Annotated in this window: 26 protein-coding genes; 10 read left to right on the top strand and 16 right to left on the bottom strand. The window is 67.3% G+C overall.

What is annotated here, in order from left to right:
* Positions 1–61: 61 nt before the first annotated feature.
* The 9 genes from EYF70_RS21670 to EYF70_RS21630 form a co-directional block, all read right to left on the bottom strand.
* Complete coding sequence (locus EYF70_RS21670) at positions 62–1,366, bottom strand: tetratricopeptide repeat protein (RefSeq protein ID WP_131147254.1); 1,305 nt, start codon at positions 1,364–1,366, stop codon at positions 62–64.
* 145 nt (positions 1,367–1,511) lie between these two features.
* Positions 1,512–2,849, bottom strand: coding sequence for an MFS transporter (locus EYF70_RS21665; protein ID WP_131147253.1), 1,338 nt, complete (start codon positions 2,847–2,849; stop codon positions 1,512–1,514).
* Positions 2,850–2,875: 26 nt separating this feature from the next.
* On the bottom strand, positions 2,876–4,369 hold the full coding sequence (gene nagZ, locus EYF70_RS21660) for a beta-N-acetylhexosaminidase (protein WP_131147252.1): 1,494 nt from the start codon (positions 4,367–4,369) through the stop codon (positions 2,876–2,878).
* A 41-nt stretch (positions 4,370–4,410) separates the two neighbouring features.
* Complete coding sequence (locus EYF70_RS21655) at positions 4,411–5,424, bottom strand: SIS domain-containing protein (protein ID WP_131147251.1); 1,014 nt, start codon at positions 5,422–5,424, stop codon at positions 4,411–4,413.
* Positions 5,414–6,541, bottom strand: a complete 1,128-nt coding sequence (gene nagA, locus EYF70_RS21650; protein ID WP_131147250.1) for an N-acetylglucosamine-6-phosphate deacetylase — start codon at positions 6,539–6,541, stop codon at positions 5,414–5,416. Before nagA ends, EYF70_RS21655 begins: the two co-directional genes overlap by 11 nt.
* A complete protein-coding gene (locus EYF70_RS21645) occupies positions 6,538–7,272 on the bottom strand; it encodes a GntR family transcriptional regulator (protein ID WP_131147249.1) in 735 nt (244 codons plus the stop codon). The genes nagA and EYF70_RS21645 overlap by 4 nt, the downstream gene beginning before the upstream one ends.
* A 3-nt stretch (positions 7,273–7,275) precedes the next feature.
* Positions 7,276–8,160 (bottom strand): glucosamine kinase nucleotide-binding domain-containing protein, encoded by an 885-nt coding sequence (locus EYF70_RS21640; protein WP_131147248.1) that lies wholly within the window; start codon positions 8,158–8,160, stop codon positions 7,276–7,278.
* A 271-nt stretch (positions 8,161–8,431) separates the two neighbouring features.
* The gene (locus EYF70_RS21635; protein WP_131147247.1) at positions 8,432–9,781 is read right to left on the bottom strand and encodes a GIN domain-containing protein; all 1,350 of its coding nucleotides are present in this window, start codon (positions 9,779–9,781) and stop codon (positions 8,432–8,434) included.
* 159 nt (positions 9,782–9,940) lie between these two features.
* Positions 9,941–10,435 carry a hypothetical protein gene (locus EYF70_RS21630; protein WP_131147246.1) on the bottom strand — a complete coding sequence of 165 codons (495 nt, stop codon included), beginning with the start codon at positions 10,433–10,435 and terminating at the stop codon, positions 9,941–9,943.
* 190 nt (positions 10,436–10,625) lie between these two features.
* Between EYF70_RS21630 and EYF70_RS21625 the strand changes: the two genes are divergently transcribed.
* From EYF70_RS21625 to bufB, 9 genes are all read left to right on the top strand, one after another.
* Positions 10,626–10,811: a hypothetical protein gene (locus EYF70_RS21625; protein WP_131147245.1), complete on the top strand. Its 186-nt coding sequence runs from the start codon at positions 10,626–10,628 to the stop codon at positions 10,809–10,811.
* The gene (locus tag EYF70_RS21620; RefSeq protein ID WP_229420498.1) at positions 10,793–11,338 is read left to right on the top strand and encodes a hypothetical protein; all 546 of its coding nucleotides are present in this window, start codon (positions 10,793–10,795) and stop codon (positions 11,336–11,338) included. Before EYF70_RS21625 ends, EYF70_RS21620 begins: the two co-directional genes overlap by 19 nt.
* Positions 11,339–11,348: 10 nt before the next feature.
* The gene (locus EYF70_RS21615) at positions 11,349–12,926 is read left to right on the top strand and encodes an ExeA family protein (RefSeq protein WP_131147244.1); all 1,578 of its coding nucleotides are present in this window, start codon (positions 11,349–11,351) and stop codon (positions 12,924–12,926) included.
* A 1-nt stretch (position 12,927) separates the two neighbouring features.
* A complete protein-coding gene (locus tag EYF70_RS21610; RefSeq protein ID WP_131147243.1) occupies positions 12,928–13,665 on the top strand; it encodes a general secretion pathway protein GspB in 738 nt (245 codons plus the stop codon).
* 94 nt (positions 13,666–13,759) lie between these two features.
* A complete protein-coding gene (locus tag EYF70_RS21605; protein ID WP_131147242.1) occupies positions 13,760–13,942 on the top strand; it encodes a hypothetical protein in 183 nt (60 codons plus the stop codon).
* A gap of 128 nt (positions 13,943–14,070) precedes the next feature.
* A complete protein-coding gene (gene mobB, locus EYF70_RS21600; RefSeq protein ID WP_131147241.1) occupies positions 14,071–14,625 on the top strand; it encodes a molybdopterin-guanine dinucleotide biosynthesis protein B in 555 nt (184 codons plus the stop codon).
* A 62-nt stretch (positions 14,626–14,687) separates the two neighbouring features.
* The gene (locus EYF70_RS21595) at positions 14,688–14,888 is read left to right on the top strand and encodes a YjfB family protein (protein WP_131147240.1); all 201 of its coding nucleotides are present in this window, start codon (positions 14,688–14,690) and stop codon (positions 14,886–14,888) included.
* A gap of 134 nt (positions 14,889–15,022) precedes the next feature.
* Complete coding sequence (locus tag EYF70_RS21590) at positions 15,023–15,289, top strand: BufA1 family periplasmic bufferin-type metallophore (protein WP_131147239.1); 267 nt, start codon at positions 15,023–15,025, stop codon at positions 15,287–15,289.
* Positions 15,290–15,293: 4 nt separating this feature from the next.
* Complete coding sequence (bufB, locus tag EYF70_RS21585; RefSeq protein ID WP_131147238.1) at positions 15,294–16,958, top strand: MNIO family bufferin maturase; 1,665 nt, start codon at positions 15,294–15,296, stop codon at positions 16,956–16,958.
* Here bufB and EYF70_RS21580 read toward each other — a convergent pair.
* The 3 genes from EYF70_RS21580 to fumC all read right to left on the bottom strand — a co-directional run bounded on the left by EYF70_RS21580 (position 16,952) and on the right by fumC (position 19,132).
* On the bottom strand, positions 16,952–17,335 hold the full coding sequence (locus EYF70_RS21580) for a DUF883 domain-containing protein (RefSeq protein WP_229420497.1): 384 nt from the start codon (positions 17,333–17,335) through the stop codon (positions 16,952–16,954). The genes bufB and EYF70_RS21580 overlap by 7 nt on opposite strands.
* Before the next feature lie 77 nt (positions 17,336–17,412).
* Entirely contained in the window at positions 17,413–17,649 is a 237-nt protein-coding gene (locus tag EYF70_RS21575) for an RNA-binding S4 domain-containing protein (RefSeq protein WP_131147237.1), read from the bottom strand.
* Positions 17,650–17,734: 85 nt separating this feature from the next.
* Positions 17,735–19,132, bottom strand: a complete 1,398-nt coding sequence (gene fumC, locus EYF70_RS21570) for a class II fumarate hydratase (protein WP_131147236.1) — start codon at positions 19,130–19,132, stop codon at positions 17,735–17,737.
* 126 nt (positions 19,133–19,258) lie between these two features.
* On the opposite strand from fumC, the gene EYF70_RS21565 reads away from it, so the two are divergent.
* Complete coding sequence (locus tag EYF70_RS21565; protein WP_131147235.1) at positions 19,259–20,842, top strand: type IV pilus assembly protein FimV; 1,584 nt, start codon at positions 19,259–19,261, stop codon at positions 20,840–20,842.
* Positions 20,843–21,048: 206 nt separating this feature from the next.
* On the opposite strand, the gene EYF70_RS21560 is transcribed toward EYF70_RS21565, so the two are convergent.
* From EYF70_RS21560 to EYF70_RS21545, 4 genes are all read right to left on the bottom strand, one after another.
* Positions 21,049–21,915, bottom strand: coding sequence for an IS3 family transposase (locus EYF70_RS21560; protein WP_165497552.1), 867 nt, complete (start codon positions 21,913–21,915; stop codon positions 21,049–21,051).
* The gene (locus EYF70_RS21555) at positions 21,912–22,259 is read right to left on the bottom strand and encodes a transposase (RefSeq protein ID WP_131143854.1); all 348 of its coding nucleotides are present in this window, start codon (positions 22,257–22,259) and stop codon (positions 21,912–21,914) included. The genes EYF70_RS21560 and EYF70_RS21555 overlap by 4 nt, the downstream gene beginning before the upstream one ends.
* A 194-nt stretch (positions 22,260–22,453) precedes the next feature.
* Entirely contained in the window at positions 22,454–22,720 is a 267-nt protein-coding gene (locus tag EYF70_RS21550) for a flagellar protein FliT (RefSeq protein ID WP_131147234.1), read from the bottom strand.
* A gap of 135 nt (positions 22,721–22,855) precedes the next feature.
* Complete coding sequence (locus EYF70_RS21545) at positions 22,856–23,668, bottom strand: HDOD domain-containing protein (protein ID WP_131147233.1); 813 nt, start codon at positions 23,666–23,668, stop codon at positions 22,856–22,858.
* Between the last annotated feature and the right edge of the window lie 196 nt (positions 23,669–23,864).

Genomic DNA, 23,864 nt, shown 5'->3' with positions numbered 1-23,864 from the left:
CCAACAAAAAAGCGGGGAGGGCCATCGGCCTTCCCCGCTTTTTTGCTACAGGTGAATCAGCTTATTGGCCAGCCTGCGCCTGCGCGTTGCCGCCGGCCGGGCGGTTCACCCACATGATCCAGTAGCGTGCCAGGTCGCCGCGGCCGTCGGTGCCGGTCACGGTCTGCAGCGTCTTGATCGCGTCGTCCTTGCGGCCGGCCAGCGCGTACGAGTAACCCAGGCGCAGCTTGGCGTCTTCCGCGTTCTGCAGGCCGCCCTTGGCGATGCCTTCCTGGATCAGGGCGATGCCCTTGTCGTGCTGGCCCAGCGTCACGTACGCGTAGCCCAGGTTGATCAGGCCGGTGCCGTTCTTCGACTTGCGTGCCGAGGCTTCGCCGGTGCCGATGTTCTTGGTATCGTCGGCGGCCTGCTTGTCGGCCTGCGCGCGCAGCTTCTTATGCTCGGCGGCCTTGGTACCGGTGCCCAGCACGCCGTTCGAGAAGCCGGCATCCAGCGCCTGCTTGGCTTCGATCGGCTGGCCGGCCAGCAGCGCCAGTTCGGCCAGTGCCGTGTACTCTTCGGCGGCCATCTTCGACACGGCCGCTTTTTCAAGGCGCAGCACGTCCAGCGCGAAACGGTTCGAGTAGCTGGCCTTGCCCTGGGTGCGGCTCAGCAGGTCGAGCCAGTAGTCGTCGTTCGGGTAGTAGCGCACCAGGTTTTCCAGCGCCACCAGGTAGGTCGCCTGGTCCTTGGTCTTCGCGCCGGAATTGGCCAGCAGCTGCAGTTCTTCCAGCTTCGGCGTGGTGCCGGCTTTCTGGTGCGTGTCCAGGTCCTTCAGCAGTTCGGTCTTCGCGGTGGCGAAGTCGTTGTTGAAGTAATGGGCGCGGATGATGTACGGGCGCACCTTGGTATCGCCGGTTTCCGTCTGGTAGCGGTTGAACCAGGTGATTGCTTTCGCGTAATCCTTGTTGTTGTAGTACTGCGTGGCCAGCGCCTGCACGAAGTCGCGCTGTTCGGTCGGCTGCAGCTTGCCGGAGTTGATCACGGCTTCCAGCGCGGTGGTCAGCGCGGCGGTGTCGTTGGTGGCCGATGCCACCGAGATGCGCATGCGGTTCAGCACGAAATCTTCGTACACGGTGCGGTTCGGCAGTGCTTCGGCCTGGGCCAGGCGGTTCTTTACTTCGTCGTAATTCTTGGCATCCATCAGCGGCTTGATCTGGGCCGGATCGACCAGCTTGAAGATCTCAGGACGCACGGTGTCCTTCGGTGCCTCGGCCGGGGCAGCGGGCTTGTCTTGTGCGAACGCGGCCGCGGGCAGCGCGAAAGCGGCGTTCAGGCCAATGGCAGCCAGCAGCAGGCTGATGCGGGCGAGACGGAACTGGGGCATGATGAAAAAATCCTTCAATCAAGGGGACAAACACTTATTGTCCCATAAATTTTAATAACGTTAGGTTTCAATTTACGCAACGACGGCGACGCGTAAAGATACTACCAAAGCCCTTCCGGCGCCATTGGTACCGCAATCAACTCCCTCATCGCGCCGCCGCCTCCTGCCCCTGGCCATCCGGCTGCCCGCCCGGCTGTTCGGCATCGTCGGCCACCCGCGATTCCATCGGAATGAACTGCGACAGCAGGGCGACGGGGATCGCCGCCACCAGCACCCACACGAAGAAGCGCTGGTAGCCGAGCGCCGCCTGGATATCGCCGCTGACCCACTTGAACAGCACGAAGCCCAGCTGCATGATGCCGGTCGAGAAGGCGTAATGGGCCGTCGTGTACTTGCCGGGGGCGACCACCTGCATCATGTACAGGATGATGCCGACGAAGCCGAAGCCGTAGCCGAACATCTCGGCCGACAGCGCAGCGCCGATGATCACCAGGTCATGCGGGTGCCAGGTGGACAGGTACCAGAACACCAGGTTCGGCAGGTTGACGGCCAGGATCAGCGGCAGGATGGCGCGGCGCAGGCCGAGCCACGAGGTGAAGTAGCCGCCCGCGATCGAGCCGATGATGAAGGCCACCGTGCCCGAGGTGCCGTACACGATGCCCACTTCCGCGGTGGTGAGGCCCAGGCCGCCCTGGTCGACCGCATCGCGCAGGAACAGCGGGCCGATGGTCTGCACCTGCGCCTCGCCGGCGCGGAACAGGATGATGAACAGGATCGACACCCAGATGCCCGGCTTGTTCAGGTAATCGATGATCACTTCCTTCAGCGTGCGGGCGATGCCGGCCGCGGTGTGGTCGCCCTGGCCGGCCGCCGCGGCCGCGTTGCGCGCCGTCGGCAGCGACCAGGCGTGGTACAGCCCCAGCGAGATCATGGTGCCGGCCAGGATCAGGAAGATGATCGTCCACGCATTCGTCACGCCCTGCGTCTTTTCCAGCTGGCCGGCCAGGATCACCAGCCCGCCCAGCGAGATGAAGCGCCCGGCGTTGAAGAAGGTGCCCGTCCAGCCGGCGTACTGCGCCTGCTGCTTCTTGCTGAGGCTGGCGATGTACAGGCCGTCGCAGGCGATGTCGTGGGTGGCCGAGCTGATCGCCACCAGTCCCAGCATCGCCACGCTGGCCGCCAGCCACACCGGCAGGTGCAGCGCCAGCGCCACCAGGCCCAGGCAGGCGCCGCCCAGCAGCTGGAACGTGACCACCACCGCCTTCTTGCTGGGCGCCAGTTCCAGGAACGGGCTCCACAGCGGCTTGAAGACCCAGGCGGCGCCGATATAGGCGGTCCAGTGCGCGATATCCTCGTTGGCCACGCCCATGCTCTTGAACATCAGCCCGGCGATCAGCGCCACGGCGAAGTACGGCAATCCCTGGGCGAAGTACAGCGAGGGAACCCAGAATGGCGGGCTGGCTCCCTTGGCGTCGGTCTGCATCGGTGATGTCCCGTGATGGTGGTGGTTCAGGCGAAACCCGGCACCGGGCATGTGCCGGCCGCTTCCAGCTCGCCGGCAAGCCAGGCGGCAACGGCTTCCAGCGCCGGCGCGGCGAAGCCGTAGGTCATCAGTGCCGGCGCATCGATGTCGAGCGCCTGGTAGGGATTCCACAGCGCCACGTGCAGGTCCGGCCGCCAGGTGGCGCGCGCATGCGGGCCATAGCGCAGGCGCGAGGTGGAGGCCAGGATCGTGTAGCGGCCATCGGCCGGCAGGGCGGACCAGTCGAAGCTTTCGGCATCGGCGAACGTGACCAGTTCCACGTCGTGCAGGTGGCGCAGCGCATCGGCCACGCGGGCCGCCGGCACGCCGGCTTCCGACACGCCGTCGCTGACCACATCCTGCCGCACCACCAGGCGCACCTTGGCGCCGGCCGCGGGCCGCCGGGGCGCGCCGCGGCTGGTGAGCGCGCGGCGCCATCCCTCGGCCATCACGGCGCGGTCGGCGGCGTCCTCGGTGTACTCGCGCGGCGCGCACGGGTACTTCGCCGCCAGCGCCGACAGCCGGGCCAGGCGTTCGTCGACCTGGGCGCGGCTGATGGTGCCGTCGGCGATGGCCTGGGCGATCGCGTCGAGTGTTTCATCCTGCGTTTGCGGGGTGCCAAGCGCCATCACCATGTCGGCGCCGGCGGCCAGTGCGCGCACGGCCGCGTTGCCCGCGCCGTAGCGGCCGGCGATCGCGTGCATGTCCATGCCGTCGGTGATGATCACGCCGCCGTAGTTCCACTCGCGGCGCAGGATGCCGTCCAGGATTGCCGGCGACATCGTGGCCGGATTGGCGGCATCGATGGCGGGGTAGACGATGTGCGCCGTCATCACGGCCGGGGCCACCGGCGCGGCGGCGCGGAACGGCGCGAACTCGAACGCTTCCAGTTCGGCGCGCGGCTTGTCGACAGTGGGCAGGTCGCGGTGCGAATCCACGCTGGTGTCGCCATGGCCGGGGAAGTGCTTGACGCAGCAGGCCACGCCTTCTTCCTCGCTGCCGGCCATCCACGCCATCGCCAGCTGCGCCGCGCGTTGCGGATCGGCGCCGAACGAACGCTCGGCGATCACCGGGTTGTGCGGGTTGTTGTTCAGGTCCAGCACCGGCGCGAAGTTCCAGTTGAAGCCCAGCGCCTTCACGGCGCGCGCCACGGCGGCGCCGGTGCGGTGCGCCAGGCCGGTATCGTCGGCGGCGCCCAGGCCCATCGCCGCCGGCGGTGCCGGCACCCAGGTCGAGCGCACCACGGCGCCGCCTTCCTGGTCGATCGCGATCAGCGCTTCGGGGCCGAGCACCGCGCGCAGGTCGGCCGTCAGCTTCGACAGCTGCGCCTGGTCCGTCATGTTGCCGCGGAACAGGCACACGGCGCGGATGCCGTTCTCTTCCAGGAAGCGGGCCGTGGCGGCATCGAGTTCCGTGCCGGGAAAGCGGATCATGATCAGCTGGCCGGCAAGCTTGCGCAGGGCGTTCGGTGGTTGGTTCATTGGTTCGTGGCCGATGGAATAGCGTTGAAGGAAAGGCCGACCTAGCTGGTCTTGGTGACCTTGGACAGGTGCCGCGGCTTGTCCGGATCCAGCCCGCGCGCGGCCGACAGTTGCGCCGCCATCACGTAGAACGCCTGGATCGCCACGATCGGATCGAGGTCGGGCGTGGCCGCCACCGGCAGCGTCAGGTCGCGCTGCGCCACGTCGTCCGGCGCGGCGAGCAGCACGCGTGCGCCACGGCCGCGCATCTCGTCGGCCAGCGCCAGCAGGCCGGCCTGCGTGGGACCGCGCGTGGCGAAGATCAGCAGCGGATAACCCTCGTCGATCAGCGCCATCGGGCCGTGCTTGATCTCGGCGCCGGAAAACGCCTCGGCCTGCAGGGCCGAGGTTTCCTTGAATTTCAGCGATGCTTCCAGCGCGACGGGGAAGCTGATGCCGCGGCCGACCACCATGATGTTGCGGGCCGGGGCCAGCACGTCCACCGCCTGCTGCCAGTCGGCCCGCGCGGCGGCGCGCAGCGCTTCCGGCAGCGCCGCCAGGCCATCCTTCAGTTCCGCATCGTCCTGCCAGTTCGCCACCAGCCGGGCGCCGGCCACCAGCGACGTGATGAAGCTCTTCGTCGCGGCCACGCTCTGTTCCTTGCCGGCGCGCAGCGGCATCGCCCACTCGGCGGCCTGCGCCAACGGCGAGTCGATGTCGTTGACCAGCGCCACGGTGGTGGCGCCGCCCTCGCGGAAATAGCGGATCGGCTCGACCACGTCCGGGCTCTGGCCCGATTGCGACACGGCGATCGTCAGCGTGTCGCGCGTCATCAAAGGCGACTTGTGCAGCGTGACGAGCGACATCGGCAGCGAAGCCACCACGCGCCCCAGCCGCGCCATGATCAGGTAGGCGATGTAGTTCGACGCGTGGTCCGAGCTGCCGCGCGCCACCGTGAGCGCGGTGGCGAAGGGCGTGCCGGCGAGCCGGCGGCCCAGCTCGGCATAACGGTCGGCGTCGTGCGCCAGTTGCCCGGCCACGCAGTCCGCCGCGGACAGCGCTTCCTTAAGCATCATTGAGGTCAATGCGTTCTCCTTCGATATAGACGGCTTTCAGTTGCAGGTCGCGGCCCAGCACCACGATGTCGGCCCAGGTGCCCGGGGCGAGCCGGCCGCGCTCTTCCAGGCCCAGGTAATCGGCGGCATGCGTGGACACGCGTGCCGAGGCGTCGGCCAGGTCGAGGCCCAGGCCGACGAGGTTGCGCAGCGCCTGGTCGAGCGTCAGCGTGCTGCCGGCCAGCGTGCCGTCCGGAAGCCGCACGCCGCCCATGCACTTGTGCACGGTGTGCCGGCCCAGCATGTATTCGCCATCGGGCATGCCGGTGGCGGAGGTGGAATCGGTGACGCAATACAGCCGCGGAATGGCGCGTAGCGCGGTCTTGATGGCGCCGGGATGCACGTGCAGCAGGTCGGGAATCAGTTCGGCGTATTGCGCATGCGCAAGCGCCGCGCCGACCATGCCGGGTTCGCGGTGGTGCAGGGGGCTCATCGCATTGAACAGGTGCGTGAAGCCGGCCGCGCCGTGTTCCAGGGCGGCCACGCCATCCTCATAGGAGCCCAGCGTGTGGCCGATCTGCACGCGCACGCCTTCGCCGGCAAGTTCGCGCACCAGCGCCAGGTGGCCGGCGATTTCCGGCGCCACCGTGATCACCCGCAGCGGAGCCAGGGTTTCCAGCCGCTGCACCTCGGCCAGCGTGGCGGCGCGGGCGAAATTCGGTTGCGCTCCCAGCTTGCCGGAATTGATGTACGGGCCTTCCAGGTGCGCGCCCAGCACGCGCGCTTCGCCCTTGCCGCGCTGGCGTACCGCCTGGCCGATCGCGGCCAGTGCCACGTCGATGTCTTCCGGCGGCGCCGTCATCGTGGTGGCGAGGATGCTGGTGGTGCCATGGCGGGCATGGATCGCGGCGATCGCGTGGACAGCATCGCCGCCCTGCATCACGTCGCGCCCCGCGCCGCCGTGCACGTGCAGGTCGATGAAGCCGGGCAGGATATAGTCGTCGCCGTTCGAACCGGGATCGGCGGCGGCGCCATCGATGCCGCTCACGCGGTCGGTAAAGGAAAGGGTACCGGCGATCCAGCCGCCGGCGCTCAGGATGTTGCCCTTGATGGTGCTTGGTTTGATGGCATCGTTCATCGACGCGACTCCGCTACGAATTCGTAATAATCACTGCGGCACCACGAGTGGGTCAGTTCCACCGCGGCACCGCTGTCCAGGTAGCTCACGCGCGTAATGTGCAGCATGGCCGTGCCAGGCGCGATGTTGGCCAGTTTCGCCTGCTCGGCGTTGGCGTTGACCGCGCGGATGTGCTGCAGCGCCCGCATCGGCACCGTGCCGTGCGCTTCCAGGTAGCCGTACAGCGAATCGGTGACGCGCTGCGGGTCCGGCACGTAGGCGGCCGGGATGGTCGATGTCTCGATCGCCATCACCACGTCGTCGGCCGTGCGCAGCCGCTTCAGGCGCGCCACCGGCATGTTGGGCGACAGGCCGAGCGACAGCACCTCCATCGGCGCGGCGATGCCGATCTCGCGCTGCAGCCAGCGCGAACCGGCCGTGAAGCCGCGCTGGCGCAGTTCTTCCGAAAAGCTCGTCAGGCGCGACAGCGGCTGTTCCAGCTTGGGCGTGATGTAGGTGCCCGAGCCGCGCCGGCGCGTCAGCATGCCGCGGTCGCACAGCAGGTCGATCGCCTTCCTCGCCGTGACGCGCGAGATGCTCAGTGCATCGGACAGCACGCGCTCGGAAGGCAGTGCTTCGTTGGCGCGCCAGTCGCCGCCCGCGATGCCGTCGGACAGGCGGTTGGCCACCTGCATGTAAAGCGGCGTATCGCTGGCCGCATCGGGATGGAAATCACGCAGTCGGGCCGGCATGGTTCACTCCTTCACGGAAGCTTCGGCGAGCTGTCGCCGGATCAGTTGCAGCGCGCCGGTGGCGGAATCGCCGCTGGCCGGCACGATGCGCGCCAGCAGCTCGCCCGGCAGGAAGGCGCGCATCGGTTCGGCCAGGCCGCCGCACAGCGCGATCGGCAGCCTGCCCGCGGTATCGAGCGCGCCGGCGATCAGGCCCACCTGCCGGCCCGCCTCGAGCATGATCTCGCGCGCCGTGTCGTCGCCGGCCGCGTGTTCCAGCACGATGCGGGCCAGTTGCGCGAAACGGGTCTGCGTCGCGCTGGCAAGCCACGACTGGATCGCATCCCTGCCGCCACCGCACGCGGCGATGACCGCATCGGCGAACGGGCCGCCGGCGGCGCGGCCGTCGAGCACGTGCTGGACATGGTTCACGGCGCGCATGCCGATCCAGGCACCGCCCGCTTCATCGCCGGAAGGAAAGCCCCAGCCGCCGACTTCGCGCCGCGAGCCATCCTCGCCCAGCACTTCGCCGACGCTGCCGGTGCCGAGCGCGATGATCGCGCCGGGCTGGCCCTGGTGGGCGCCGAGGACCGTGGTGTACGCATCGCTTTCCAGCGCCACCGCCGCGTAGCCGGGATTGGCGCCGATGAACTCCGCCGCCCAGCCCCGGTTATGGACCCCGGCCAGCCCGAGCCCGATGGCGATGCGCTCGCGCTCGGGAACGCCGAGGCCGGCCGCGGCAAACGCCGCCGCGGCCGCCTGCTCGACGGCATTCCATGCGTTGGGGATGCCGTGCAGCAGGGCGGACGGGCCGGCGCTGCCTTCGGCCAGTAACGTGCCATCGGGCAGTGCCAGGCGCACCCGCGTGCCCGTGCCGCCGCCGTCGACGCCGATCAGATAGTCGATCATAGGAGTTGGTGTGTGAAGAATCGAGGGTGACTATAGGATGGGCAAACCAGTCTGTCAACAGGTATTTAACTGGTATTGTCGTGGCGTGTCGACGAGGCGCGGAAAAACCCGCAGTGGATCAGTTAAGTCTATGATTAAAAACGAGAAATGGATGGGTTCTTTGGTATGAGTTGTGGTATGTGGCGGAACCGGTCCGGCTAATACCAAAAGAAAAAACCCGGCACCTGGCCGGGTTCGCCCGGCATGGCCGGGGCTGGGCGCGCGGCGGACGTCAGCGCGCGTCCTGGGTGCCTTCGCGGTCGATGTTCACGAGCCGGTCCGCGCCGCCCCGGCCATGGGTTTCGAGCTTGCCGCGCACGTTGACGACGGCGTTGCCGGGGCCGCGCACGGTGACCTGGGCCTGGTCGGCCTGCAGTGCCCGGCCATCGATGCTGCCGGAACCGGACAGCTGGGCCGCCAGCCGCGCGGTGCGGCCCTGCAGGTGGGCGCCACCCGGGCCGGCCAGCGTCAGGCGCACGCTTTTCGCGTCCAGCGCGGTGCTCAGTCCGCCCGAGCCGCGCAGCTCGGCATCCAGGGTATCGGTCACGCGCTGCAGGGCGATATTGCCGGGGCCATGGCCGCGCACCACGGCGCGGCCCGCGGCCAGCTCTTCGCCGTCGAAATCGCCCGAGCCGCTGACCGAGGCTTCCAGCGTGCCGGTGGTGCCGCTCAGCTTCATGCTGCCGGGGCCGTCCAGTTCGGCGCGCAGGCTTTGCGTCTGCAGGCCGCGCGCTTCCAGGTCCCCCGAGCCGCGCACCCGCGCTTCCATGGTGCGGATGGTGCCGGCCACGCAGGCACTGCCCGGCCCCGACAGGTTCGCGCTGGCGCCTTCCACGGCCAGCGAGCACGCGTCCAGGTCGCCGGAGCCGGCCAGCGTGGCGTGGATCTCACGGCTGCGGCCCTGCAGCGCGACGGAGCCGGGGCCGGTCAGCGTGGCGCTGACCTTGTCGGCCGCGATATCGTTGACGTCCAGGTCGCCCGAACCCGTCACGTCGGCCGCCAGTTCGCGCGTGATGCCGGCCGCTTCCACGTCGCCCGGGCCGCTCATCTTGATGCGCAGCGTGGCGGCGCGCAGGCCGCGCAGGTCGATGTCGCCGCTGCCGCTGCCGCGCACCGACAGTTCGCGCACGTTGCCGTTCGCCTGCAGGTCGCCGGGGCCGCTGACGGTCAGCTGCAGCGTGTCGCCGCGGGCCCGGTCCAGGCGCACGTCGCCGCTGCCGGTATTGCGCAGGCTGTTCAGCTGCGGCGTGCCGATCGTCACCATGACCGGTTCGCTGCGCTTGCCGAAGCTGAAGTGCCAGCCGCTGCGGCTCTTGCGCCGTACCACGAGCGTATCGCGGTCGACGAACGTCTCGATCTCCGCCAGCTCGGCCGCCGGGCCGGACAGCCGCAGCGCGCGCGGCGCCTCGGCATCCACCTGCACGTCGAACGGCCCGGCGATGTCGATCGCGCTGAACGCGCCGATGTTGCGGGTTTCGGTGGCGCGGGCCTGGCTGGCGCTGTCCGCCGCGGCGGCGCCGGTGGCCAGGGTGGCGGCCGTGGCCAGGACGACGAAGGCGAGGGTAGGGGAAGGTCGATGCATGATGTTGGCCTCATTGTGGGAAGCATGACGATAAGCCAACGGCAGGGTCACCGCGAGCGCGGCGGGATGGACTGGTGAAAACGCGGTGCCGGCGGCAGAATGGCGCGATGAGCCGCGCAGGGGCGGCGCAGGATGGAGAGGCGCCGCACAGGACAGCGGCTAGCCGAACTGCTCTTCCTTCCGGTTGGCGCGCAGGAACAGCAGGAGCAAGCCGAGCAGCAACATGGGCGCCATGCGCGGTTCCGGAATGGTGGGCGGCACGTCGACCCTGGCCGGCACGGCGGGTACGGCGGGCGCCACGGGAAGCTCGGGGAGGGCGGACAGGGCGGACGGTTCCAGGGGCGCCGGTTCCAAAGGTGCCGGTTCCAAGGGCGCCGGTTCCAAAGGCGCCGGTTCCAAAGGTGCCGGCTGCAGCGGCGCCTGGGACAGCGCGACCTCCGCAGGCTGGACCAGCGGGCGCTCGCCGGCCCATGGCGCGCCGCCGCGGTCATGGCTGGACAGCGCCGCGCCGGTGAAATACCACGCCTGCGTCACATCGTGCAGGTCCGCCATGTGCCACGTGGCGAACACGGCGGTGGTTTCCGGCGCCGCGTGGACGGTGGCGGTGCCGAGGGCGGAAGCGGCTGCAAAGGCGATTGCACAAAGGTTTTTCATGATGGTCCCGTCCGGCTTGAGCCACGCTATTAAAACACAGCTTGCCGCGGCCCGTAGCGAAATGATAACGATTCTCTGAAAACCGACGCCACCGACCGACACCATGAGACGCCATGCGACGCCACTGGACGCCATTAATGCCGGGCACCGCGCGGAGGTGTCATAATGCATGCCGGAGGAATTTCGCAAAATGATCAAGTATTTAGGGACCCGGAAAACCGATCAAGGCGGGACGCTCTATGTTTTCCTCATCAACGGGCAAGAGAAGCAGGTGCGCGAAAGCGCCTTGAAACAATACCCGGGATGCTACGAAGCGCTGCCGGAATCGGTGAAAGTCAGGATCGCGGCCAACCGGAAATGGCTGCAGAATTTGTAGGCGCCGGCGCGCAGGCCGGCAGCACTGCGGGCTTGCCCCTGAGCCGGTGCCTGGCCCGGCGTTCTTTCCTGGCATTTTCCCTGGCTTGCGTGATCGCCCCGCCGCTGCAGGCGAAGGTGCCCAGCCATTTCGGCGTGGTGCTGGGCAACGGCCTGCTGTGCCGCGACCAGACGTCCAACCGTTATTATTTCGATTACATGGTGCGCTGGTTCGGCCAGCCCTACAAGCGCGAAGGCGGCGCTTACTGGTTCCGCACGCCCGAAGCCAGGCTGTGGGGCTTTGCCGTGCGCGAAGTGATCGTCAGCGACGAGACGTTTCCCTACCGGTTCGTGGGCGCGGTGGCCGACACCACGCCGGACAAGCTGGCCGAGGCGATCACGCAGCGCGATGGCCTGCGCTATGCGAAAATCACGGGCTCCGCGACGCCGGTGCGGGAAGCTTCCACCGGCGGGCGCATCGCCTACGCGGAGCGCCGCTCCAAGATCTATTGCGCCAAGTTCAAACCGCTGCCGCCCGCGCTGCGCTGACCGACCATCCATGTACACGCGATTCTTCAACCTGACCCGCAGCCCGTTCTCCATCGCGCCCGATCCGCGCTACCTGTACATGAGCGAGCGCCATCGCGAGGCGCTGGCGCACCTGCTGTACGGCGTGGGCAGCGGCGGCGGCTTCGTGCTGCTGACGGGCGAGATCGGCGCCGGCAAGACCACCGTGTGCCGCTGCTTCATCGAACAGGTTCCGCCCGGTTGCCAGCTGGCCTACATCTTCAACCCGAAGCTGTCCGTCGAGGAGCTGCTGCAATCGGTGTGCGACGAATTCCGCATCGCGCTGCCGGCGGGCGCCGCCACGGTGAAGCACTACGTGGATGCGATCAACCGGCACCTGCTGGACAGCCATGCGCGCGGCGCGAACAACGTGCTCGTGATCGACGAGGCGCAGAACCTGTCGGCGGCCGTGCTCGAGCAGTTGCGCCTGCTGACGAACCTGGAAACGAGCGAGCGCAAGCTGCTGCAGATCATCCTGATCGGCCAGCCCGAGCTGCGCACCATGCTGGCGCAGCCCGAGCTGGAACAGCTGGCGCAGCGCGTGATCGCCCGCTACCACCTGGGTTCCCTGAGCGCCGCCGAAACCGGGCAGTACATCGCGCACCGGCTGGCGGTGGCGGGGCTGGCCGGGCCGTCGCCTTTCCCGGCCGGCGTGACGGCGCTGGTCCATGCGCTGACGCAAGGCGTGCCGCGGCGGATCAACCTGCTGTGCGACCGCGCGCTGCTCGGCGCCTATGTCGAGAACAAGGCGCAGGTCACGCGCAAGATCGTGCGCCGCGCCGCGCAGGAAGTGTTCGGCGCGGCCGTGCCGCGCGTGCGGGCACGCTGGCCGCTGGTGGCCGGCGGGGTACTGGCCGGCGCCGTGCTGACCGCCGCCGCCTGGCAACTGGCGCCACGCCAGCCCGCGCCGGCGGCTGCGCCGGCAGTGGCTGCCACACCGCAGGGCGCGCTGCCTGTCGCGCCACAGGGCACGGACAGCGAGGCCACGCTGCGCCGGCTGGCCGCGTTGTGGGGCGTGGCAATGAAGGCCGGGGCGGGCGAAGCCTGCGCCGAGGCACCGCGGCACAACCTGCGCTGCCTTGCCACGCGCGGCACGCTGGACGACCTGCGCCTGCTGGACCGCCCGGCGATGCTGACATTGAACGACGATCCGGCGCTGCCGACCCATGCCTTGCTGGTGGCGCTCGGCGAGCGCGACGGCGTGCTCGAGATCGGCGGGCGTCGCCACGCCGTGACACGGGCGGCCCTGGATAATCGCTACGATGGCACCTTCACCACCTTCTGGCGGGCACCGCCCGGGTGGCGCGAGCAGGTGGCGGCCGGCGACCGGGGCGCGCAGGTGGACTGGCTGGCGCGGCGGCTGGCGCAGCGGGCCAGTGCCGCGCGGCCCGAGGACGGTGCGCCGCTCGAAGGCGAAACGCTGCGCCGCCTGCGCGATTTCCAGGCGTCCCAGCAACTGAAGGCGGATGGGGTGGCCGGCCCGAAGACCTTCATCCGGCTGAGCGCGCTCATCGATGCCGGCATGGCCAACCCGGAGCCCCGGCTGGCATCGCCGGCCGGAGGGAAGTGATATGTCCTACATTCTCGAAGCATTAAAAAAAGCGCAGGCCGAGCGGCAATTGGGTGAAACGCCGGGCATCCATGCGCCCGCACCCGTGGCGCCAGCCGGGGCAGGCGCACCGCTGCGCAAGCCGCTCGTCGCGGTCGTCGCGGCCATGGCGGCCGTCATCGCCGGGCTGGCCGTGGTGGTGTGGCGGCAGGCGGCCGCGCCCGCGCAACCTGCGGTGCCCGTGCCGGCGGAGCAGCCGCGGGCGGTGGCGGTTGCACCAGCTCCCGCGCCTGTGGCGCCGCCTGTCACGCAGCCTGTCACGCAGCCTGCCGCCGTGGCCCCGGCACCTGCGCCGGTGGTCGCCGCCGTCCCCGCTCCGGCGGTCCAGGCCCGCAAGGAAACGGCGCCGACGCCTGTCGCCATCGCGCAGCAGCAACCTGCCGCCGTCGCGCCGCCGCAACCTGCCGCCCGCGCCGAAGCGCCGCCAGTCGCCGCCACCCCGTCGAAGCCGGACGAAGCGTCGCGCGAAGAACCGGTATTGGCCTTGCGCGACCTGCCGGAGCCGATCCGGCGCGCCATTCCGCCGGTGGCGATGAGCGGCTACATGTATTCGCCGAACCCGGCCGACCGGTTGGTGCTGATCGACAAGGTCCTGCGCCGCGAAGGCGACGAAGTGGCGCCCGGGCTGGTACTGGAGCGGCTCGAAGCGAAGGGCGCGGTCTTTGCATTCCGGGGTTATCGGTACCGGATGCCATATTGAGCGCCGCGCCAGGCGCCGCACGATTGAAACCGTCATCGTGCCGTCATATTGGATTGTCATGCTTGTTTTATCGACAACCCTACGGGATGACTTCATGAAGCTTTCCATTCTGCACGCGTTGCCCCTGCTGGCCGCCGCCGCGCCGGTGCGTGCCGCTTACCTGCCCGACAGTGCCGCTTCCGAGCCGGGCGTGCTGGTCGTCGTGCTGGCTTGTGTCGGCCTGCTGTGCCTGATGGGCAAGGGCGGTGGCGACGGCCCGTTCCGGCCCGACAAGTAATCGATCGGCGCAGCACCGGCCGGGAACCCATCGGCCACGGGCATCTCGGCCGCGGGTTTATCGGCCAAGCCCGCTCCAGGCGGCGGGCTGCCTTCTTCTATAATGCCTCCATTCTCACAGGAGCAAGAATGGAGCACACACCAGCCGCCGCGGCGCCGGTGATCGGCATCGTCGGCCGGTCGGGCAGCGGCAAGACCACGCTGCTGGAATACCTCGTTGGCCAGCTGGCCGCGGCGGGGCGAAAAGTCAATGTCATCAAGCACAGCCATCACGACCTGGAGCTGGAACCGCCCGGCAAGGACAGCGCGCGGCTGAGGCGCGCCGGCGCGGCCGAAGTCATGGTAGCGTCGCCTTACCGGTACGCCATCGTGCATGAACTGCGCGGCGCCGCGGAACCGGGCCTGGATGAACAGCTCGCCCGGCTGGCACCCGCCGACCTGACCCTGGTGGAAGGCTTTAAATCTTTTCCGATCGACAAGCTGGAAATCCACCGCGGTGTCGGCGACAAGGGGCCGCTGTATCCGCATGACGAGCACATCGTGGCCGTCGCATCGACGCTGCCGCGGCCGGCCGGGTTGGCGCCGCACATCGATTGGCTGGACCTGGACGACCGCGATGCCATCCTGGCATGGCTGCTGAAAAGGATGGCTGGCATGCCGCCGCCGGCCTCAAGTTCCCCGTAACTGTTCCGTAAACGGGGATATGCGGAAAAATCGGCCTTGCCGCAAGGCTTAGTGGAGGAAGTATGGACGCAATGAGCATTGCCCGGCTGTCGACGACGATCGCGGAGACCGGTACGAAGCAGGAAGTCAGCATGGCGGTGCTGAAAAAAGCGATGGACATGCAGGCATCGTCGGCCGCCGCGCTGATCGATGCGCTGCCGGCGGCGCCAAGCGCGCCCAACCTTCCGCCGCACCTGGGCAACCGGATCAATACCACGGCTTGAGCGCGCCCCCGAGCGCGCTGACCCGCTGTTCCCCGTGGACAGCGGGTTTTTTTATTGCCCAGAACCGGGGTCAGACCCCATTTTCCGGAAACTTTTCGTTAGAATCGACGGGTTTCTTGCATAAGGACATGAACATGAACAAGGCAGCGATGATCGCCGCGGCATTGGCCGCGACCTGCGCAGCGGGTACCGCCCAGGCGCAGATGGGTGGCGGGCCCGACAAGGAAAAATGCTATGGCGTGGCGAAAGCCGGCCAGAACGATTGCGCCTCGTCGGATGGTGCGCACGGCTGCGCGTCGATGGCGCGTACCGACAATGCGCCGACCGAATGGAAATGGGTGGCCAAGGGCACCTGCGAAAAACTGGGCGGCAAGACCACGGCGCCGGCGCCCGCCAAGTAAGCCGATGGCCAGCCCGGCCGCTTCCGTCGGCCTCGGATTGCGCGCGGCGCATTACCGCGATTTTCTCGAAGGCCGGCCGCGTGCCGGCTGGCTCGAGGTGCATACCGAAAACTACCTGGGCGAGGGCGGGCGCGAGGTGCAGGTACTGCAGCGCCTGCGGCGCGATTATCCCGTCAGCCTGCATGGCGTGGGCCTCGGCCTGGGTTCCGCCCATGGCGGCACGCCGGGCCACCTGGAACGCATCCGCAGCCTGGCCGAGCGCATCGAGCCTTTCCTCGTTTCCGAACACCTGAGCTGGGGCGCCGTGCCCGGCCGGCATTTCCACGACCTGCTGCCGCTGGCGCTCGACGACGCCATGCTCGACATCATCGCTGCCCGCGTGGCGCGCATGCAGGATGTGCTGAAGCGGCAAATCCTCATCGAGAACGTGTCGGCCTACGTGCGCTTTCGCGCCGATACCATGAGCGAGGCGGAGTTCCTGGCCGCGCTGGCGCGCCGCACCGGCTGCGGCCTGCTGCTCGACATCAATAACCTCTACGTCAACCAGTGCAACCACGGCGAGGATGCGCTGGCCGCGCTGTCCGCCATCGCGCCGGGGCTGGTCGGTGAAATCCACCTGGGCGGGCACCTGGCAACGCCGGACGTGGTCATCGACCACCATGGCGCGGCGATTGCCGAACCCGTGTGGCGCCTGTATGAGGCGGCGCTGGCGCGTTTCGGCGCGGTGCCCACGCTGGTCGAATGGGATGCCGACGTGCCGCCGCTGGACGTGCTGATGGTCGAGGCGGACAAGGCCGCGGCGTTGTTGTCTCGCGTGGCGGCGGCGCCCGTCGCGGTCACGCAACCCCGGTCCGCACCGGACACCGAAAGCGGGGAGGTCGCGGATGGCGCCAGACTGGCCGCCGTGCAGCAAGCCTTTGCCGATGCGCTGCTGTCGGCCAGCGCGGAAGGCGCACTGGCGGCCATGCTGCGGCCTGCGCCGCTGGCGTCCCGGCTGGCGGTCTACCGCGGCAACCTGGCCGGGAGCTGGACCCGGGCGCTGGCGGGGGCCTTTCCCGTCGTGGCGCAACTGGTCGGCGACGATTTCTTCGCCGCGCTGGCCCGCGAGTACGGTACGCATCACGAGCCGGCCGCCGCCGATCTGAACGCCTTCGGTGGCGGCTTCGCCGATTTTCTCGACGGTTTCCCCCACGTGGCCGATCTGCCCTACCTGCCCGACATGGCACGGCTCGAATGGCTGCTGCACCGCGCCTACCATGCGGCGGAGATCGAACCGCTGGCCCCGGCCGCGCTGGCGCACCTGGCACCCGTCGCGTTCGAGGGGTGCCGGTTCGTGCCGCATCCGGCCGCCGCCGTATTCGCGTCGCGCTGGGCCGTGGTGCCGCTATGGCAAGCCCATCAGCCGGACAGCGATATGCCGTTCCCGGATGACATCGCGGAGCCTTCCCGGGGATTGGTGTACCGCGCCGGCTGGCAGCCGGACGTGCTGGCGCTGGACGAGAGCGCGCATGCCGCGCTGGCCGCGCTGGCGGACGGCGCAACCGTTGGCGCGGCGCTCGATGCGGCGCTGGCAACGGATGGGGAATTCAACCTGGGGCCCCGGCTGGGGCAGTGGATGGCGCATGCCGCGTTCGCGGCACTGCGCACGGAGCATGGCGCGGGTCAGTGAAAGGCGCGGAACAGCCGGGCTTCGCCGGTGCTGTCGTTGTGGCGGAGGCTGGCTTCGTGGGTGGCGGCGATCATGCGCTCGAGCTGGGCCTCCTCGAAACGCTGCAGCTCCTCGTTGGCCATCGCCAGCGCCTGGGCCAGCTTTTCGCGCGCCGCGCGGTAGGCGCCGTCACGCGCGCTGTCGGTGCAATGCAACAGGTCTTCGGCATTGTCGATCACTTGCTGCAAGTCGCCGATCAGGCGCTGCTGGATCGGCTGCGGCGGTGCATCCGGCTGCGCTTGCCGGGATTGCGCGTTTGCCGGCGAATGCGGCTGGGGATTCGATTGCTGGTTGAACCGCGGCGGTTCGGGGTGTCTGGTAGGGTCGAGATGGTCCATGCGCGCTCCGGATAAGTGGATTCCTGCCCAAATCCTGTCCACTATATTCGCCGAGGTGGCCCAGGGTTTGCGGCAGATTAAGCCCCGCCGGAACCCGCCTGGCCCAGCACGGCGATGCGCACATCGCCGACCGTGACCACCTGGCCGGTGCGGATCTTGGCGGTCTTGCGCAATTCCTGCTTGCCATCCACCCGCACATCGCCGCTGGCCACGATCTGCTTGCCGGCGCCGCCGCTGTCGCACAGTCCGACAAGCTTCAGCAACTGGTTCAGTTCGACGAATTCCGACGTCAGTTCAAAATCAACTCTTTGCATTTTATCCTCATTCTTGTTAGACCGGCAACTTATTATGGAACGATTAATTAAAATTTAATCATCAGTCGCCGGTCCGGCGTTCCGGTCAGCCCTTCGCGCCAGGCCTGGTCATGGCCAGCGGCACGATCCACGCCTCGAACTGTTCGGCGGTCACGAAACCCAGCGTGAGTGCCGCTTCCTTCAGCGTGGTGCCTTCGTGCTGCGCCTTCTTGGCGATCTGGGCGGCGCGATCATACCCGATGTGTGGCGCCAGCGCGGTCACCAGCATCAGCGAGCGTTCCATCAGCTCGCCGATGCGCGTGCGGTCCGGCTCGATGCCGCGGGCGCAATGCTCGTCGAAGCTGCGCATGCCGTCGGCCAGCAGGCGCGCGCTCTGCAGGAAGTTGTGGGCGATCAGCGGCTTGTAGACATTGAGCTCGAAGTTGCCGGAAGCGCCGCCGACGCTGATCGCCACGTCGTTGCCGAACACTTGCGCGCACAGCATCGTCACCGCTTCGCACTGCGTGGGGTTGACCTTGCCCGGCATGATCGAACTGCCCGGTTCGTTTTCCGGGATCGTGATCTCGCCCAGCCCGGAGCGGGGGCCGGAAGCCATCCAGCGCACGTCGTTGGCGATCTTGAACAGGGCCGTCGCCAGCGTTTTCAAGGCGCCATGCGCCGCCACCAGGGCTTCATGGCCAGCCAGCGCGGCGAACTTGTTGTCGGCGGTCTGGAACGGCAGTTGCAGGCGCTGGGCCAGTTCGGCGGCGATGCGTGTCGCGTATTCCGGATGCGAATTGAGCCCCGTGCCGACCGCGGTACCGCCCGCGGCCAGCTGCAGCACGGCCGGCAGCGCATGTTCGATGGCCCGTTCCGCATAGTCGAGCTGCGCCACGTAGCCGGAGAATTCCTGGCCCAGCGTGAGCGGCGTGGCATCCTGCAAATGGGTGCGCCCGATCTTGACGATGTCGGCGAAGGCCTGGGCCTTGCCCGCCAGCGTGGCACGCAACTGGTGCAGCGCCGGCACCACGTCGCGAGCCAGCGCGACGGCCGCCGCCACGTGCATCGCGGTGGGGAAGATGTCGTTCGACGACTGGCCCTTGTTGACGTCGTCGTTCGGGTGCAGCTTGCGCTCCTCGCCGCGCACGCCGCCCAGCAGCTCCGAGCCGCGATTGGCCAGCACTTCATTCATGTTCATGTTCGACTGGGTACCGGAGCCGGTCTGCCACACGGACAGGGGGAACTCGCCCGCATGCCGGCCTTCCAGCACCTCGTCGGCGGCACGCACGATGGCATCGGCCTTGGTGGCATCCAGCACGCCGAGGTCGACATTGACGCGCGCCGCGGCCCGCTTCACGTTGGCCAGCGCCGCGATCAGTTCCGGCGCCATTTTTTCGGTGGAGATATGGAAGTGATGCAGCGAGCGCTGCGTTTGCGCTCCCCACAGCTGGTGTGCCGGCACCTCGATCGGGCCAAAACTGTCGCGTTCGGTTCTACTGTCCATGGCATCCTCGGGAAAAGTGATGCATTAAGTGTAACCCACGGAGGAATTTCAGTCCGGGCACTCAAAGATTGGAAATTTCCGCCGTTAAACACTTACGTTACGGAAATTATCGCTATCGAGATCAACATGCCGCTCCTGCTCCGCTCTTTCCGCCTGGCCGTGCTGGCGCTGGCCGCCACCACCGGTGCCCATGCCGCCGAGCTCGGTGAAGCGTCGGTTCGCTCGTTCAGCGGGCAGCCGCTGTCGGCCGATATCGAACTGACCGACCTGACAACGCAGGAACTGGCCGACCTCCAGGTGCGCCTGGCCCGCCCCAATGTGTTCCAGGGTGCCAACGTGAAGATGAACCCGGCCCTGGCCGGTGCCCAGATCGCCATCGCGCGGCGCGACGGCCGCCGCGTGCTGCAGGTGACCACCAGCGCTCCGGTGCAGGGCGAAGTGCTGCACCTGTATTTCCAGCTCGTCTCCGGCGGCAAGGAACGCGTGCGCGGCGTGACGCTGTGGCTATCGCCCGCGCCTGCGCCTGCACTTGCACCTGCCGCGGTGGCGTCGGCGCCGGCCGCGCCGGCAATTTCTACCGCTGCCATGGCCGCCGCCGAGCGTGCCGCCAAAGCTCCCGCGCGGCTGGTCGCCGTCGTATCGCCTGGAAAAGAAGCAACGCCGGGCGAGCGGCAACTGCTCGGCGCCGTCGAGCAGGCGTTTGCCTCGCGCGGCGGCAAGATCGAACCCGCCGCGCCGGCCCGGCCAAGGTCCTCGCCCGACGCATCTCCCAAGGGCAGCGAGCGCGACATACGCAAGGAATCTTTGAAATACGCTTCCACGGCCGACGATTTCAAGCGCCGCGCCAAGCCGGCCAAGCCTGTCGCGGAGAAGGAACCCGAGGCAACGCACGAGGTGGCGGCACAGGCCGAGCCGGAGAAGAAGGCGCCGCAGCGTTCATTCCTGCCAACGAAGGCCGAGCTGGCCGATGCGGCACGGGCCACCAGGGCCAGCGTGGAAGGGGGGCCGGCGCCTGTCGCGAAAGCGGTGGAAGCTGCGCCGCAGGCGGGAAGTGCCAAGCCTGCCGGCGGAGCGGCCGATCCGGCGATGCTGAACAAGCTGGCGGAACTGGAAGGCAAGTTGAAGACGCTGCAAGCCCAGCTGGCAATGACGAACACGGCCGGCGCCGCGCGCGTCAGCCTGCCGATGCCCGGCAAGCCGGACGCTGCGCCTGTTGCCGCGCCGCCAGCGAACCCGGCCGCCGCCGCGCCGCCGAAGACGCCCGACGCGGTCACGATGGCGGCAGCGGCGGCTTCGCAGCCGGAACCCGCCGGCACGCCCGCGGCCGCGCCGGCCGTTGCCGAAGTCGCCGCGCCGGAAGCCGCGCCGCATGCCCCGGCGAGCGGGGAGCCGCCCGCGGTGCCGGAAGAGGAACCGAAGGCCAAACCGGAACCGAAGAAAGAAGCCGCGCCGCCGCCACCGGAACCCAAGAAGGAGATCAAGATCTCCCGGCCGAAACTGCTGACGTTCCTGTTTGCCGGCAGCCTGGTGTTGCTGGCTATTTTCGGCGTCATCGTGCACTTCGTCCGCAAGGCCAAGCTGAAGCGCAGCCCTATCGTGCGGCAAAGCTGGAGCAGGGAAGAAGACGATGTCGCGGCGCGCGTCGAACCGGCGATCGCCCCGCCGGCCCAGCCTGCCGAGCCGGCCCAGCCGGAGAGCAAGGTGGCCTGAGGCTTGGTTGTCGCTTGAAAACAGCAGCCATGGAGCCCGATGCCGTTGTGTCAGTGGCATTCGATGCAGTCACGGGCGTCGAAATTCTGGTATCGGACACTAATTCCGCTTAGTTAAGCGTTGCCCGACGCATTGAAAGCGCATGCATTCACCCCAACAGCGAAGGGCTGGGGTCAGACTGAGATGTCCCGGGTTACGTAGACGCTTCAATTAAGCATCTGATGCTGTTTTTCGATTTCGATCGGGCTGCGGTACCCCAGCGTTTGATGGGGCCGCCGCAGATTGTAGTACAGCTCGATGTAGTCGGATATTTGAGTGATCGCTTCGGCCCGTGTCGTAAAGATGATGTGGCGGGTTTTTTCGTTCTTCACTGTGGAGAAAAAGCTCTCCGCCACAGCGTTGTCATGACAGTTTCCACGTCGGCTCATACTTGGGATTAAGTCGTTCGTCTCGAGCACGTTCCGATACTCCTTTGAGCCATAAACTGAGCCTTGATCGGTATGGCATATTAGTCCTGGTGCCGGCCGGCGCTGCACGATCGCCATCTGGAGCGCGGCAATCGGCAGCGTTGCATCTTGACGAGGGCTCATGGCCCAGCCAACGATCCGGCGAGCAAACAGGTCAAGAACAATGGCCAAATGTAGCCAGCCTTCGCGGGTGTGGATGGTAGTGATGTCACTGACCCATGCCTTGTTCGGTAAGGGCACGGTGAAAACTCGGTCGAGCAAGTTCGGTGCCGGTGGCTCTGTGTGCTGATGGGCACGCATGACGCGAAACTTTGCCTTGCGCAGTGCCTCAATGCCCTCAAGTTTGCGTAATCGCGCAACGCGATGCTTGCCACACTCTACGCCATCGCTGTTCAGTTGGTGCCACGTCTTCACCGCTCCCAAAGCCTGGTGACTCGATTCGTGCAGGCACCGAATTTTCTCACGTAGTGAGAGATCCTCCTGGCTACGTCGGCTAGGTGGCCGGCAGCGCCAGGCATAAAAGCCGCTGCGACTAATCTCCAGCACGCGGCACAGCGCTTTCACAGGGAAGTGATTGCGGAGTTCTTCAATGGCGGCGTACTTCACTGCTTCTGTCGCTTCAAGTACGCGTCGAACTTTTTTAGGATGGCCAGCTCCTCCTGGGCGCGAGCCAACTGACGCTTTAATTGCACGATCTCACTTTCTTCGCTCGCCGGCTTACGCCCTCGCGAACTGAAGCTGGCCTCCGGCCCCTTTTGCTCTAGGGCCTTGGCCCATTTATAGAGCTGATTGCGCCTGACGCCCAGCTCCAGTGCCAGCGCTTCCGCCGTCTGTTTGCCATCGTTAAGACGAGCAACAGCGGCAAGCTTGAATTGTTTGGTGTAAACAGAACGATGCTGCCGTTCGGCGGCAGCATCTTCAGATGGGGATTTTTCTGGCTTGGTTGTCATGGATTCCTCTGAGACGTATTGTCTCTTGTTTAGGATGTCCACGAAACCCGGTACACCTCAGACCCGCCGGGTCTGACCCCGGAATCTGCACTTGGGGGGCTTATTTAGATGGCATTCGTGTCGGACACCAGCTGTTCGTTTTGAGGCAACAAAAAAGCGCCCCGCAGGGCGCTTTTTGTTATCAGGTGATCGGCTCAGCCGTTCAGGCGGCCCATCCAGGGTTCGGTCACGTCGCGGATGGCGCGGTCGTTGGCCATGATCTGTTTCAGCAAGTCGATCTTGCGCTGGCGGGCGCTGCCTTCCAGTGCCGGCACGCCGCCCAGCGCGCCGACCGATTGCACGGCGCACTGGTTCTCGAGGCGGTCCAGCGACGTCCAGTCGCTGCCCTGCGCGGCGATGACCATCTTGCTGGTCAGTCCGGCAATATTTTCATACATCGAGAGAACGTCGGTCGAGTTCATGGAGCGCCCGTTTAATCTGCAAATCGTGATCGGAGTACTGCTTGTCATGATTTACGTCAGAGGCGGCGGGAACTTTAGGCCTTTAGCAAAAAAATTTGTAAAAAGTTTTTGGCATTGTCAGCCGGACAAGATCGCCTACTTCATCATCTCGTCGAGCCCGGCGGTCAGCTCGTCGAGCGGCGGCATTTCGTCGATGACATTGGCATCCATTCCAAGCACCTCGCCCACGGCTTCCGGGAAGGGCTCGGCCGGGTCGGCGTCGTCCAGCGTGCGGACGCGCCAGGCGGCTACGTGGACGATGGCCGCCAGCCGGTCCACCGCGCCGCGCCCGAGCGGGTCGGGGAAGGCCGCGATCGCATCGGAAAACACGGCGGGGAACTGCCAGCGCCGGGCCAGCTCGGCGCCCACGTCGGCATACGTGTAACCCAGCGCTTCCCGTTCCACGGCCAGGCGGCGCTGGTCGAGCGGCGGCGCGATGGCATCCAGCGCCACGGCCCGCTCCGGCATCGCCGAGTGGATCACCAGTTGCCCGATGGCGTGCATCATGCCGATCGTAAACGCCAGTTCGGTATTGTCGCGCGTTTTCTTGGCGATCCACTTGGCCGCCACCGCCGTGCGCATGCTGTGGCGCCAGAACTCGCCAAGATCGAGCCCGGTCACGGTGCGGAATCCGTTCACGAGGCCCGAACTGATGACGAGCGTGCGCACCGCCACGAATCCCAGCATCAGTACCGCATCCTCGACCGTACCGATACTGCGCGACAGGTTGTAGTACGCCGAATTCGCCAGGCGCAGCAGCTTCGCGCTCAGCACCGGATCGAGCGATACCTTGCGCGCGATCTCTTCGGTGGAGACCGATGCCTTGTCGAAGCTGGCCACCAGTTCCTGGACCACCTTCGGCGCCGTCGGCAGCGCGGCGGGGTGATCGAACAATTCCTCAAGTGTCATCGTGCAGGCCCCCGAATATGTTGCTGTAAGTGAACTATAGCGGATTTTCCACCCCGATGAAGCGCTTTCTGCGCGCGGCGTGTCGCCGGACTTCAGCAGGCTAGCCGCGATTTCCGCAGTCTGTCGCACAATCCTCGTCACGGGGCAGCGGCACCGCTAGAGTGCGCACTGGCGTACCACGCCAAAAAATTCGTTC

It is taken from the genome of Pseudoduganella albidiflava (genome assembly GCF_004322755.1).
GTDB lineage: Bacteria > Pseudomonadota > Gammaproteobacteria > Burkholderiales > Burkholderiaceae_D > Rugamonas > Rugamonas albidiflava.
The sequence above is the reverse complement of the archived record's forward strand: the minus strand, read 5'-3'. Positions and strand labels throughout refer to the sequence as shown.